The sequence below is a fragment of the Nocardioides sp. LS1 genome, assembly GCF_003865225.1.
Lineage (GTDB): Bacteria > Actinomycetota > Actinomycetes > Propionibacteriales > Nocardioidaceae > Nocardioides > Nocardioides ginsengisegetis.
This window is the reverse complement of sequence record NZ_BIFF01000001.1, coordinates 657,150-670,400: the sequence shown is the minus strand read 5'-3', so window position 1 is coordinate 670,400 and position 13,251 is coordinate 657,150. Positions and strand designations below refer to the sequence as shown.

The window sequence follows — 13,251 nt, the reverse complement described above, 5'->3', positions numbered from 1 at the left end:
CACGGACGGCCAGAACTTCAGTCGCACGCATGCTGACTCATTCGTGCACAGACGTCCTTGAGGCTACGGTGGCGCACGACCCACGTCTCGCCCCAGCATCGGCCGCCCAAGACCCGCGGGGCCCGAGCACGCATCCGATCCAAGTCAGGTCAGGTTCAGGAACGTCGACTGGGTCTCGGTAAACCCGTCGATGGAGTACTCACCCAGCTCGCGACCCCAACCGCTCATGCCGAAGCCACCCCATGGGGCGCCGGGGTCAATCAGCGGCAGCTGGTTGACGAAGACGGTGCCGAACCGCAGACGCGGCGGGAGCGTGTGGGCCGTGACGAGGTCCTTGGTCCACAGCACGGCGACGAGACCGAAGTCGGTGTCGTTGGCACGCGCGACGACCTCGTCGATGTCGTCGTAGGCCATGACCGACAACACAGGGCCGAAGATCTCCTCGCGGGCGATCGTCATGTCGTCGGTGACGCCACCGAAGACCGTCGGACGGTAGAAGAATCCGTCGGCCAGGTCGCCCTCGACCCGCGACCCGCCCGTGACCAGCTCGGCCCCCTGGTCGCGCCCGGTCTGCACGTACGAGTGGACCCGGTCGAGGTGCTCCTGCGAGACCAGCGGCCCCACGATGGTGTCGGCCCGGTGCCCGGGCCCGATGGCCAGCGAGTCCGCGGCGGCGGCCAGCTTGGTCGTGTACTCGTCGACGCGCGAGGAGTGCACGAAGAACCGCGTGTAGGCGCCGCAGGCCTGGCCGGTGTTGAAGATCGCGCCCTGCACGTTGCCCATGACCGCGGCGTCGATGTCGGCGTCGGCACACAGGATGCTGGGCGCCTTGCCGCCGAGCTCGAGGGTCGTGCGCTTGAAGTCGTCGGCCGACGCGCGCGCGATGTACTGGCCGACCTCGGTCGAGCCCGTGAAGGAGATCTTGTCGACGCCGCTGTGGTTGACCAGTGCCTTGCCGACCTCGGGGCCGCCCGTCAGCAGGTTGACGACGCCCGCCGGCACACCGGCCTCGCGGCAGATCTCCACCAGGCGGACAGTCGACAGCGGGGTCTGCTCGGCAGGCTTGAGGATGACGGCGTTGCCCGTCGCCAGCGCCGGGGCCAGCTTCCACGCGGCGATCGCGAGCGGGAAGTTCCACGGCGTGATGAGCGCGCAGACGCCGAGCGGCACGCGACGCTGGTACGTCAGGTTGCCCGCGATCGAGATCGGCGACACCTTGCCCTCGATCTTGGTCGCGAACCCGGCGTAGTACCGGAAGACCTGGGCGGCGAGCGGCAGGTTGATGCCGGCGCTCACGAACGACGGCATGCCCTGGTCGAGCGTCTCGAGGGCGGCGATCTGGTCGGCGTCCCGCTCCAGCAGCTCGGCGATACGCCACAGCACCTTGCCGCGCTGGTCCGGCGTCATGCCCTGCCAGGCGTCGGACTCGAAGCCGGCGCGAGCCGATGCCACGGCCGCGTCGACATCGGCACCCGTCGCCTCGGCGAACGTCCCGATGACGGTGTTGGTGGCCGGATCGATCGTCTCGCTGGTGGCTCCGTCCGAAGCCGAGACCCACTCGTCCCCGATCAACAGCTGTGCGCTCTGCATGGTGTCTCCTCTGTGCGTCGTCCGACCCCGGCGGTCGCGGTCAATGTCCCACGCGCTACGAGCACCGATCGCCTGTCGGTTTCGGTGACCGAACTGCGGCGCAACGCACCTCGTACGTAAACGATGTGTTGCGTCATCGGGAAGACACACATGACCCTGGACGTCAGTGCGTACCTTTGACGTCGACTGCACTCGGGAGGCCGAACGAGCCCGTGACCTGCGGCGATGCTGTCTTGGACGCGCGCTGGCGTCGGCGTCCAACGGCCGGTGATTGCGAATGAAAGCGAGCCCAATCCGAGCCCTCCCACCGACGGTCGCAAAGGTTCGCAGCGAGCGCACGAGGCTGCCCACCCTCAGAACCCGACATCAGCAGGGGGCGTCAGGGGCGAAATAGTGTCGGGAGACCCGCTAAGGAAGTTAGCCAGTTGGTCAGCCACTGCCTCTGGGCAGTCGTCGACCACGAAGTGACCGCCCGGAAGCTGACTCCCCCTGACGTCCTTCGCGTGTCGACGCCATACCGCTAGCGGGTCCTCTCGTTGAGCCAGAAGCCCACGCTCTCCCCACAGCACGAGCAGTGGGCACGCCACGAGGTTACCGCGATCCGCTCGATCGTGATCCAGGTCGATCGTCGCCGCCGCTCGGTAGTCCTCGCAAGTCGCGTGCACCGTCGCAGGGTCTCGAAAAATGCTCCGATAGTGTTCAACGTCCTTCAGGACTATGGATCCAGCTCCGCCCGTGAGGCCTAGAACGTGATCTATCCACGCGTCGGGATTCGAGTCGATCAATCGCTCGGCGAGATCGTTGGCCTGCTCGAGGAAGAACCAGTGGAAGTACGCCGTAGCGAGCTCACGATCGACGGACTCGTAGACCTCGGTCGTCGGCAGGATGTCCAGAACGACCGCCATGGTGACCGTGTCCGAGTGATCGAGGCACATCCGGTGGACCACGCGTCCACCGCGGTCGTGCCCGGCGACCGCGAAGTGCTCAAATCCGAGCAGCCGCATCAGCTCTACCTGGTCCTGCGCCATCGCGCGCTTCGAGTAGGTCGAGTGATCCGGGAGCCCGGCCGGCTTCGAACTCTCCCCATAACCTCGCAGGTCGGCTGTGACCACGGTGAAACCCTCGGCGAGGCGCGCAGCGACCTTGTCCCAGACCCGCTTCGTCTGAGGGTAACCGTGCAGCAGCAGCAGCGGCGGACCGCTCCCTTGCAGTCCGTAGGAGATCTCCACGCGACGCCCAGGCAGGTGCGTCACCGCGTCCGCCTTCACACCTGGCACCAGATTCAACGGGCCTGCGCCATCGAACGGTTCAGGTCCTCCTGGGCGAAACGGGCGGCCAGATCCAGGGCGATGTCGGTGATCGCGTCTTCCTGGCCGCCGACGAGGCTGGCTGTCCAGACACGGCCGCCGCAAGGAGTCGAGCCGCGGCCAGTGTCGATGGTGTGGGCCGGGACGGCGGGGGCGATCTCACTCATGCCCCTAGCCTGCGTTGAGGGTCCGGGCCACGCCAGCCTTCCGTTCCGTTGACCGGTACGGCGATCCGAGCAAGTTGCTCGACGCGCTGATCCCGGCTGAATCGGGGACGCGCTCACGGTCCACGTCGACCACGGTGACGAACGAGGGCTCGCGAACCATGAGCGCGAGGTGCTCCACTCCCCCATCCCATGGCACATCCACCTCGAGCACGTAGCGGAAGCCGGCGTGCTGAGCTGCTCCGACGACCGCGGCGTTGTCGACTGGCGCGGCGAACACGATTTTGCGACAATGCGGGTCGTCGGTGAACACCTGGTCTGATTCAGCTCGAAGCACGTCTGTCAGGTTGGGTCTCGCGACATCTCCGACCTGGATCTCGATGTCGTTCCTGGCGACAGGATAGGCATGGCTCAGCCGACCTCCCAGGCATCGCTCACGGCGAATCATGCTTACCCACCACACCGCGCAACGCGAGCTTGTCCAGCTTACCCGACGCGTTGCGCGGGACGCTCTCGACGACCACGAGCTGTCGCGGGATCTTGTACCGGGCGATGCGTGCAGCTGCGTGTGCTCGCACGTCGTTGATCGTGACTTCTGCCCCGGCTGCCAAGGAGACCACGGCGACCACGGTCTCGCCCCATTCGTCGTCGGGCGCACCGATGATCGCGACGTCGGTGACGCCGTCCATGTCCGAGAGCGCGCGCTCAACCTCCGCTGGGTACACGTTCTCGCCGCCACTGATGATCATGTCCTTCAGGCGATCCACGACGTACAGAAAGCCGTCTTTGTCCAGGTAGCCGATATCACCGGAGTGGAACCAGCCCTCAGCGTCAAACGCCGCCGATGTCGCTTCGGGATCCTCCCAGTACCCAGGAGTGACGTTCGGGCCTCTGACGATCACCTCACCGGCCGTTCCGGCTGGAACCGACTCCAGGGTGAGCGGATCGACGACATCGATCTCGGTGTGCGGCATGGGAATTCCTGCCGAGCCCAGCTTCTGAAAGGTCAGCTCTGCCGGCAGGTGGGTAGCGAACGGCGCCGTCTCGGTAAGGCCCCATGCCTGCTGCAGGAGAACGCCGTGGTCAGCGAAGTGGCTGATCAGCGACGGGGGCACTGGAGCCCCGGCGACCACTAGTGCATTGAGGCTCGAGTAGTCGCGCTCGAACGCCCCCGCGGTCCTGGCCAGGGCGCCAAGCATGGCAGGGACGAGGAACGTGCTGTTGACCTTCAGGTTGGCGACGTCGTCGGCGAAGCCTGCCGGGTCGAAACCTCTACGGACCACGACAGTCCCGCCGCGCATCAGCGTGCGCAGCACGAAGCTGTTGAGCGCACCGATGTGGAACATCGGTGCGGAGGCATGGGTGACATCGCGACGGTGGGTATCCAAACGAGTTTCGACGTTGATCGCGTTCCACCACACGTTGCCGTACGTAAGGATGACACCCTTCGGCAGGCCGGTCGTGCCACTCGTGAACATCAAGATGGCGGGGTCGTCGTAGGATCCTGGAGCGATAGTCGGAAGGGCCTTCGCCCGCTCGAGCAAGGTCGCCCAGCGCTCCCAACCGGACGTCTCCGCAGCCGCGGGGCAAGCCAGATCGTCGTCGACGAGCAGGAGCCTCTTGATGCTGAGCTTGTCCTTGATTGCCTCGACTGCGGCCCGATGGCCCTCCTCCGCGACGAGCGTGGTCGCGCCCGACCTCTGCAGCACCTGCTGCAGTTCCGGACCGGCCAGCCGAAAGTTCACCGGAACGAAAATCGCGGCGACGCGGAATGCAGCCAGCATGGTGATGAGGAACGAGGACGAGTTGAGCCCGAGGTAGGCGACACGGTCGCCGACGCCCGTGCCGCCGTCGACGAGCACCGAGCTGAGTCGTCCTGCACGATCATCCAGCTCCTCGTAGGTCAGGTCGCCGCCGGCGTAGGTGAGCGCAACGCTTTCAGCGAAGTACCGTGCGTTTCTGGCGACAGCGCTAGCGGGGTTGATGTCCACCGTCATGAGTCTGCCTCCGTCCCCCTGTGCCCTACGAGAGCGAGCAAGTGGTCGCCGCCTGCTGGTGACGCGAAGCCCCGGACGCCGATGCCGCCGTCTGCCGAGATCGTCTCGCCTGTGATCGTGCCGCTCTGTTCACGCGATGCCAGGAGAACATAGGGACCTGTGAAGTCGACAGGATCTGTCGAGCTGTGGTGCAGCGGGATGGGCATCCCCTCGGTGTCGTTTCGCTTGGCGAACGACGTCGCGATGGACCGTCCGGCCAGGCCGATTGCCTCTGGTCCTCGGAGGTCTGTGTTCATTCCTCCGGGCGCGACGGCATTGACGCGCACATGTGGCGCGAGTTCGTATGCCATCTCCCGCATCAGACCGAGGCAGGCGTGCTTGGCGGCCGTGTAGATCGGGCCGCCGCCGTTGACGTAGAAGGACGCGTTGGACAGCGTCATCACGATGCTGCCGCGCGCCTTCACCAGTTCGCGCCAGGCTGCCTCGACCGCCAGCACGTAACCCTTGACGTTGATGGCGAACAGCTCGTCGAAAGCCCCCGCGAGCTCGTGTCCGGACAGCCTCGTCAGATGGCGGTGGAAGTCCCACACGCCTGCATTCGGAACGAGGATGTCGAGCCTGCCGAACCTGCCCACGGTCTGGCCGACCGCGTCGTGCATGGCATCGGTGTCACGGACGTCTGCTTCGACGGCAAGCCAGGCCTGGGGGTCGGCCTGGTCAGCAATCACCCCCTCGAGGACCTCCCGCTTGCGTCCGACGATCGTCACACTGGCACCCTCGGCGACGAACCGTTCGGCGACGGCGCGTCCAATTCCGGTCCCACCTCCGGTGACCAGAGCAACGTCACCCTGGAGCCAACCCGCGCTCACGAGAGGAAGTCCTGCACGAGCCGCTCGAACTCGGCTTGCCGTTCGAGCTGAACCCAGTGTCCGCAGTTGCCGAACACATGGAGCTGGACGTCACTGATGTACTTGAGCATCATGTGCGCACCCTCGAGCGTGATAGTGCGGTCGTCGCGGCCCCAGAGCAGCAACGTGGGCGACTTGATCTTGTTCAGGTCGTGCCAGAGCGGATCCATTCCGTGACGCGACGTGAAGTGGCGGTTGAGTCGGTGGTAGAACTCCACGTGGCTAGGCTCGAGGGACGCCTCGTACCGTGCCTGGGCAGTGTCCTCCCAGCGCTTGGGTTCAGCCGTCATGACACTGATGAATGTCCGCATCTTCTTCAAGGTCGGGCCTTCGCCGTTGAAGTACCGAAACATCTCCTTCTGGCCTTCGGTGGGGGTGGGGCCGAACGGGAGCCAGCCACCCCCTGGGGCCATGAGGACCAGCCGGGCAACGCGATCGGGGTACTGCTGGGCCAGCGCGATGGCTGCAGCGCCGCCCAGGCTATTACCAAGCAGGTTGAAGGTTTCGAGGCCGAGTTTGTCCAGCACCTCGATCAGGGCGTCGACAGTGATCTGGGTGATTGACTTCTCAGCGAGGTCGATCTCGGTCGGTCGGTACGAGCGGCCGAACCCGGGCTGGTCAGGGAGGAGCACTCGGAACCGCGAGCCGAGGGCATCCAGGTTCTGGTGGTAGTTGGAGACACCGCTGGCTCCCGGGCCGCCACCGTGGAGCATGACGAGGACCGGTCCACTGCCGGCATCGATGAGGCGTACGTCGCCACCACGGGTACTGATGGTGTGCTCGACGGGCTCGGTCTTGGCGGGGGTCACTGTTCTCACTTCCAGGTACGTGGTGTCGATCAGGATCAGAAGAAGGTCGAGAGGTTCTTGGCAAGCAAGACGTTCTGGTCGAGGAGGATCGCGCGACGTGCTACTTGGAGGTCGCCCGCAGGCGTGCGCCGGAGCACGTCGGTTCGTCTCCCTGCGTACACGCCCTCCTCACGCTCCAGACGATTTCGATAGAGAAGGAAGTTGCTGGTCGCGATCAGGTCGTCGACGGTGAAGAGCTCGTCCGCGTGCTCTGCAGGGTCGACGTGCCGGACACGGACGTTCGTGATGAGGTGGCGAGTTCGCGACGGCGGGTCCTCTGCCCACGCCATCCCCGAGTCGAATCGCCGAACCCGCCATGCCAGGGAGCCTTTGGTCTCGTCGTAGAAGGCCGCCTCGCCGCGGCTCGCTACTGAGAGAGCCTGCTGTCGTCGCAGTCGGTTGGTCCGCGTGGGCATCCAGTAGTCGAGGTCGTCGGCAAGCATCTCGAGCCAGTCGACGTAGCGACCGTCATCGAGCAGGTCGGCCTCGTCGTAGTAGAACTGCTCTACCTCGAAGTGGATTGTGTGGTCAGCGCGTCGGCCGGCCTCGTCACCGGGCCGGTCGCTCGTGCTGGGGGCAGGACTGATGGGCGTTCGCGGAGAGTGCATTTCATCTCCTGAGCAGTTTTCGAAGGTCCGAGCCGGTGTCGGCCAGGCAGTCGGGGTCGACCGCAATCTGGCGGTCGATGAGTCGGCGGGCAGCGCGGACCGCCTGCGAGTCGTCAGCTGCGACCGCTCCGATGATCCGACCGTTTCTCATGGTGAAGACCGAGAAGCTGTCGGCCCCAATCGCTCCCCGCACGACGATTGAGGTGCTGGCGGAGGAGTCGGACATGTTGCCGACTCCCTCGATGTGACGACCGTGCCGGTCACTCCACCACCAGGACGCGGTTGCAGAAGGCAGCTCGATCCCGAGAATCGTGGCGGCGGCGCGTTCTCCGTCGTGCTTGGCGGCCTCCCAATGCTCGGTTCGGTGCTGGTCTCGCACTCGCGCGACGTCACCGATCGCCAGCACCCGCGGGTGGCTCGCGACCTGGCGCGCGTCCACGAGGACGCCGCGATCGACCTCGAGACCGGCATCCTCCGCGAGATCCGAGCGCGGCGTGATGCCGATGCCGATCAAGATGGCGTCGAACTCCCTGGAGGCGTCCGTGCTGTCCAACTGAGCGGCGATCCCAGCTGATGTCGGCTGGAGCGAAAGGAGCGAACCGACGACAGATTCGACGCCGTGCGCACGATGCTCGTCGTGCAGCCATTTCGCGACGTCTCTGCCGGTCGCTCCGGCCAGCGGCGGGTCCAGCGGGTCGACCAGCACCACCTTGCATCCCAGAAGGGCCGCGGTTGACGCGACTTCGGCGCCGATGAGTCCCGCTCCCACGATCAGGAGTCGCGTCCCGGGCTTCAAGACCTGGCGGAGTCGCTCGGCATCCTGGTGGTCACGCAGGGTATGCACCCGTCCGGCCCTCATCGCGCCGACGAGGCCGGGCAACGCCGGCACGGTGGCTCGGCCTCCGGTTGCGAGGACGAGGTATTCCCCGGCCAGCTCGGCGCCGGATGACACCCGGACCTCGACCCGGTCCTCGGATGCCGCGAATGCCTGAACGCTGGACTTCGCAACCAGTTCGACGTGATTCTCCGCGTACCACTCAAGAGGCCGTAGGGCGATCTCCTCCAGATCGCGCGGCCCCGACAAGAAGTCCTTGGACAGCGGTGGCCGGTCGTATGGGAGTTCCGCCTCATCGATCAGCACGATCTCGCCGAGATAGCCGCCGGAGCGCAGGGCGGTGACGACGGAGACTCCGGCGATGCCTCCGCCCGCGACGATCACCCGGTTAGACGGCCACATAATCAAGGCCGCTCGTTCGGATAGAGGTAGATCTCGCCGTCACGTACCTCGAGACGGTGAGCCACCGTGTCTCTCGTGGCGGGAAGTCCGTCGACGGTCCCGCTCCTTAAGCAGAACTTAGACGAGTGCAGTGGACACTCGACGTGGCCGTTCTCGACCCAGCCCTCGGCGAGCGACGCTGTTTGGTGGGTGCACGTGTCGTTCAGCGCCCAGACGCTTCCATCCTCGTCGCGGAGAATTGCGATGTCATCGTCCGTCCCAGTCAGTTCTCGCGATACGGCGATACCTTCCCCTTCGGGGATCTCCTCGACGGTCGCGACCCGGATGCCGTTGATCATGCGGGATCCTCGTTCCCTGTGTCAGGGGGCGGGCTCTCGTGCCAGGCGGGGGTGCTCATCATGGTCTGCCACCGTCGGTAGAAGGACCGCCCAGCGGCATCGGAGTACAGCTCCGAGGTGGTCCCGGGATGCGAGCCGTCATCGCGCTCCGAGCCGAGCCCCATTTGGTAGTTCAGGGGAACGCCGTTGGTGATGAACCCGCGGGAGATCGCCTGTACCTCGCTCCAGTTCTCTCCGTCATCCTGCTCGAAGATGCCGCTGGGGCCGAAGGTACGGAGGTTGTACAGCCGTTGCGCTTCCTTGACCTCGTCCGGCCACGACTTGTCGACGATCGTCCAGGCCCAGACCTCCATCTTGTCTGGGCCTTTCGGATGCCAGACGCGGATCGAGCCGTTGACCGGGAGATACGAGAAGTTCGGGAAAACAGTGGCATGGCCGTTGGTGAGCGGGCCCTGCACTCGGGCCTCACCGAGGCGCTCCCGCAATGCTTTGTAATCGACGTGGTCGTGAACGGTTCGCGCATCGAAACGGTTGTTCGGATGCACCGGGAAGCCAGCCCCATGGCCCATCGGGTCCACATACTGTCGACCAGTTCTGTGGACGATCTCGTCCTTCGGCTTCTTGCCCGACGGGGTCATCACCATCAGGGCCGAAGCGTGGCTCACGTTGACGTGGTACCAGTCGGTAGCGAACTGCTCAGCGGCGAGCTTCCAGTTGCCCTCGAGCACCCACTTATGGACGCCGCCGACGACCTCCGTGCCTTGGTCGTCGTGGTCCAGCATGGCGTCCATGTACCAAGCCATTCCGCCGAGAGCTTCCCGCAGACGCACGGGCTCGGGGTTCCAGGTGGCGAAAATGAGGCCCCTGTAGGTCTCGATGTGAGGCACCTCGACCAGTCCCCAGTCCGCGACGGTGAAGGAGCCGGGGTACCCGGCCCGGTTGGGAACGCTGACCAGCTTCCCTTCAAGGTCGTAGGACCATCCGTGATACGTGCAGGTGAAGTTCCTCGTCTGCCCCATGTCCGCTCGACAGACGCGGGCCCCGCGGTGGCGGCAGGAGTTCAGGTATGCCCGAAGCTCGCGGTTCTTGTCGAGGGTCACGATGACAGGGTCTTCGCCCATGTAGGTCGTGAAGAAGTCGCCGGGCTTGTGAAACTGGTCAGCATGCGCGAGGAAGAGCCAGCTCGGCGCGAGGACGCGCTGCAACTCCTGCTGGTAGAGCTGCTGATCGGTGAAGATCGCGCGGTCGATGTAACCGCCGGTCGAGTCCACGAGCCCGGACACGTCGATGCTCTGCGTCAGTGTCGCCGGGCGTCGCAGCTGACCGCTGGGCGCTCCCGTCGCGAGGGTGCGAGGAGTGCACTCCTGATCCTGGGCAGCGACTTCTGCGGCAGCATCGCCGGACGAGGCCTCCAGTGTCCGCCCAGACGGTCGGCGAGTCATCGACATACCTGCAGTCTCAGCAGCGGCCGCTAGCGCCACAACCACACGTGCCACCGAACGGAACACCGGGTCTCGCCGCCGACCTAGCGACCCGAGTCTCTCCGAAACGTCGGGCGTCCGAAGTGTGACACGCGGCGTTGCTCTCACCACCGACGTTCCGCTCGGCGGCACGTGGGATGGCGTGTGGCCGGCCAGCGGGCAAACGTCGCAACATGCTCGCTGCCCGCGCCGTCGCCCAGAGCGCGACCGATCCTCTGTCCTGTCTCGAGCTTGCTGACGTCCCGCTACCCGAGGTCGCTCCCGGCTGGTCAATGGTCCGTGTGGCGGCCTCCTCGTTGAACATGCACGATCTGTGGACGCTGCGCGGAGTTGGCCACCCCGCCGAACAACTCCCCCGGATTCTTGGCTGTGACGCGGCCGGTTACGACAAGGATGGTCGACGCGTCGTCGTGTATCCCATCATCGCCTCACCCGACCGTGGGCATGGCGACGAGACGCTCGATCCGCAACGGGCGCTGCTGTCGGAACGCCACGACGGCGCCTTCGCGGAGTACCTCACCGTCCCCACCAGGAACCTGCTGCCCATTCCTGAGAATCTGAGCTTCGACGAAGCGGCGTGTCTTCCGGTCGCGTGGGGAACCGCCTACCGGATGCTGTTCACTCAGGCTGCTCTGCGTGCTGGCGACCGGGTCCTGGTCCAGGGAGCCGGTGGCGGTGTGGCTTCGGCTGCGATCAAGCTTGCGCTGGCCGCCGGGGCAATCGTCTACGCGACATCACGTTCTGTAGGGAAGCTGGAGCTCGCGGAGTCCTGGGGTGCCCGTGGCCTGGAGACAGGTGGCCGGGTGCCGGAGAAGGTCGACGTTGTCGTGGAGACCGTCGGCGAAGCAACCTGGGCACACTCGCTCAGGTGCTTGCGTCCGGGTGGGACGGTTGTGGTCGCCGGCGCCACATCGGGGATGAACCCGCCCGCGGACCTGGGCCGAGTGTTCTACCTCCAGCAGCGCATCCTGGGCTCGACAGGGTGCACGCTCGTCGAGATGACTCGTCTGCTCAGGATGCTCCTCGTTACTGGCGTACGCCCTCTAGTCGATCGCACCATGCCGCTGCAGGAGATCCACAAGGCTTTCCAGCTGATGATCGACGGGGACATATCCGGAAAGGTCGTCATCAACCCGGCTCTTGAAGGAGCGACCGCATGAGCACTGTCGCCGTCGGCCTGTCGCACTCTCCCCTGATCGGGAAGAACGACCCCCCGGGCGACGTCCTGAGTCGCGTGGCGGAGGCAGTCGGCGATGCGCGAGGGTTCGTGCGGGAATTTGATCCGGAGCTCGTGGTGCTCTATGCCCCGGATCACTACAACGGCTTCTTCTACAAGGAGATGCCCCCCTTCTGCCTCGGCACCGAGGCACTTTCTGTCGGCGACTTCGGCTCCCAGGTCGGTCCCCTCTCGGTCGACACACAAGCCGCGACGTACCTTGCCCAGGGTGTGCTCGACCGGGGCATCGACCTGACGGTGTCGGCCAGGATGGTCGTCGACCACGGATTCGTACAGCCCCTCGAGGTGCTGTTCGGTGGTATCGACCAGGTCCCGGTGGTTCCCATCTTCGTCAACGGGGTGGCAACGCCACTCGGGCCTGTGTCACGGATCCGAGCTCTCGGCACCGCGATCGGCGAAGTCGCGGCCACTCTCGACAGGAGAGTGCTGTTCCTCGGCTCGGGCGGTCTGTCGCACGACCCGCCTGTTCCCGTCCTTGAGGGCGCTTCCCCACGGGTGGCAAACGCCCTCATTGAGGGACACTCACCGACGCCTGAGCAGCGCGCTCGGGGTGAGGAGAGAGTCGTGCAGGCGGGACGTGACTATGCCGCTGGTTCCACCGCGATGATCCCGATCAACCCCGCATGGGACAACGCACTGCTCGACATTCTTGAGGCCGGTGCTCTCAGGGAGCTCGACGAGTGGACAGTCGAGGCGATGGGCCGTGAAGGTGGCGGCTCGGGGCACGAGGTCCGGACCTGGATAGCCGCGTTCGCCTCGCTGGCATCGAGTGGGGACTATCGGATGCGGTCGCGCTTCTACGAGGCAATCCCGGAATGGATCGCGGGGTTCGCCGTCGCGACCGCGACACACGGGTGACTCGACGGCGCACTGGGTTGCTCAAGACCGCACCCGAGGCCCGAACTGCCTCACCTGGGGCAACGTCGTGACCATGTGTGCGACGACCCGCTCACTCAAGCATGTGTGCACGTGCGACACGTCTCCAGGGAAGCGGACGAAGTCACCGGCCGCAACCTCGACCTGGTCGACAACCGGCCCCGTACGCATCCGGCCGGTGATCACATAAAGGTGATGAAGCGTTCCCGGCTGGTGGGCCTCCATGACCTCAGCCCGGCCTCCTTTCTCTAGTCGAAGCAGCAGCGTCCGGACGTATCCACTCCCGTAGATCTCGTCGAGCATGCGTTCCGACCACCCCTTGCCGGCTGTCCACGTGCCTTCGTCGCTGCGTTGGACGAAGACTGGTGTCCCCCACTCAGTCAGGAGTCGTCGAGTCGACTGGTCCAGCGCTGAAGCCAGTGCTGCAAGCGTCTCCACGGTGGGGTTGCCCACACCTTGCTCGATCTTCGACAACGTCTGCTTCGAGAGTCCAGACCTCCTAGCGAGCTCCCCCATGGACATGGCCCGCTCGAGTCGGAATCGCCGAACGTTCCGTGCCACAAGCAGGTTCTCGTCCATGCAGGCATCGTCATCTATAAGTGACGGACTGTCAACGTTGACTGACGCAGGCTCTTGGCGCACACTCGGAGAAGAAGTGAC

14 protein-coding genes are annotated in these 13,251 nt (G+C 65.5%); 2 read left to right on the top strand and 12 right to left on the bottom strand.

Annotated features, from left to right (window positions below; translation table 11 throughout):
• Positions 1–144: 144 nt before the first annotated feature.
• The 11 genes from EJF31_RS03190 to EJF31_RS03140 all read right to left on the bottom strand — a co-directional run bounded on the left by EJF31_RS03190 (position 145) and on the right by EJF31_RS03140 (position 10,280).
• A complete protein-coding gene (locus tag EJF31_RS03190) occupies positions 145–1,590 on the bottom strand; it encodes an aldehyde dehydrogenase (protein WP_125035627.1) in 1,446 nt (481 codons plus the stop codon).
• A 353-nt stretch (positions 1,591–1,943) separates the two neighbouring features.
• Complete coding sequence (locus EJF31_RS03185; protein WP_221767441.1) at positions 1,944–2,819, bottom strand: alpha/beta fold hydrolase; 876 nt, start codon at positions 2,817–2,819, stop codon at positions 1,944–1,946.
• A 53-nt stretch (positions 2,820–2,872) separates the two neighbouring features.
• Positions 2,873–3,064: a hypothetical protein gene (locus tag EJF31_RS03180; protein ID WP_125035626.1), complete on the bottom strand. Its 192-nt coding sequence runs from the start codon at positions 3,062–3,064 to the stop codon at positions 2,873–2,875.
• Between the two features lie 4 nt (positions 3,065–3,068).
• Positions 3,069–3,509, bottom strand: coding sequence for a hypothetical protein (locus EJF31_RS03175; RefSeq protein WP_125035625.1), 441 nt, complete (start codon positions 3,507–3,509; stop codon positions 3,069–3,071).
• A complete protein-coding gene (locus EJF31_RS03170; RefSeq protein WP_221767440.1) occupies positions 3,496–5,052 on the bottom strand; it encodes an AMP-binding protein in 1,557 nt (518 codons plus the stop codon). The genes EJF31_RS03175 and EJF31_RS03170 overlap by 14 nt, the downstream gene beginning before the upstream one ends.
• Positions 5,053–5,054: 2 nt before the next feature.
• Entirely contained in the window at positions 5,055–5,927 is an 873-nt protein-coding gene (locus EJF31_RS03165) for an SDR family NAD(P)-dependent oxidoreductase (RefSeq protein ID WP_125035623.1), read from the bottom strand.
• The gene (locus EJF31_RS03160; RefSeq protein WP_221767439.1) at positions 5,924–6,775 is read right to left on the bottom strand and encodes an alpha/beta fold hydrolase; all 852 of its coding nucleotides are present in this window, start codon (positions 6,773–6,775) and stop codon (positions 5,924–5,926) included. The genes EJF31_RS03165 and EJF31_RS03160 overlap by 4 nt, the downstream gene beginning before the upstream one ends.
• Before the next feature lie 35 nt (positions 6,776–6,810).
• Complete coding sequence (locus EJF31_RS03155; protein WP_125035622.1) at positions 6,811–7,422, bottom strand: 3-phenylpropionate/cinnamic acid dioxygenase subunit beta; 612 nt, start codon at positions 7,420–7,422, stop codon at positions 6,811–6,813.
• Position 7,423: 1 nt separating this feature from the next.
• The gene (locus tag EJF31_RS03150; RefSeq protein WP_260430589.1) at positions 7,424–8,641 is read right to left on the bottom strand and encodes an NAD(P)/FAD-dependent oxidoreductase; all 1,218 of its coding nucleotides are present in this window, start codon (positions 8,639–8,641) and stop codon (positions 7,424–7,426) included.
• A gap of 20 nt (positions 8,642–8,661) precedes the next feature.
• Positions 8,662–8,997, bottom strand: a complete 336-nt coding sequence (locus EJF31_RS03145; protein WP_125035621.1) for a non-heme iron oxygenase ferredoxin subunit — start codon at positions 8,995–8,997, stop codon at positions 8,662–8,664.
• Entirely contained in the window at positions 8,994–10,280 is a 1,287-nt protein-coding gene (locus tag EJF31_RS03140; protein ID WP_185736117.1) for an aromatic ring-hydroxylating dioxygenase subunit alpha, read from the bottom strand. Before EJF31_RS03140 ends, EJF31_RS03145 begins: the two co-directional genes overlap by 4 nt.
• Before the next feature lie 371 nt (positions 10,281–10,651).
• On the opposite strand from EJF31_RS03140, the gene EJF31_RS03135 reads away from it, so the two are divergent.
• A complete protein-coding gene (locus tag EJF31_RS03135) occupies positions 10,652–11,638 on the top strand; it encodes a zinc-binding dehydrogenase (protein ID WP_125035620.1) in 987 nt (328 codons plus the stop codon).
• Positions 11,635–12,573, top strand: coding sequence for a 3-carboxyethylcatechol 2,3-dioxygenase (locus EJF31_RS03130; protein WP_125035619.1), 939 nt, complete (start codon positions 11,635–11,637; stop codon positions 12,571–12,573). Before EJF31_RS03135 ends, EJF31_RS03130 begins: the two co-directional genes overlap by 4 nt.
• A 21-nt stretch (positions 12,574–12,594) precedes the next feature.
• Here EJF31_RS03130 and EJF31_RS03125 read toward each other — a convergent pair whose 3' ends face one another.
• Positions 12,595–13,170: a helix-turn-helix domain-containing protein gene (locus tag EJF31_RS03125; RefSeq protein WP_125035618.1), complete on the bottom strand. Its 576-nt coding sequence runs from the start codon at positions 13,168–13,170 to the stop codon at positions 12,595–12,597.
• Positions 13,171–13,251: the final 81 nt, after the last annotated feature.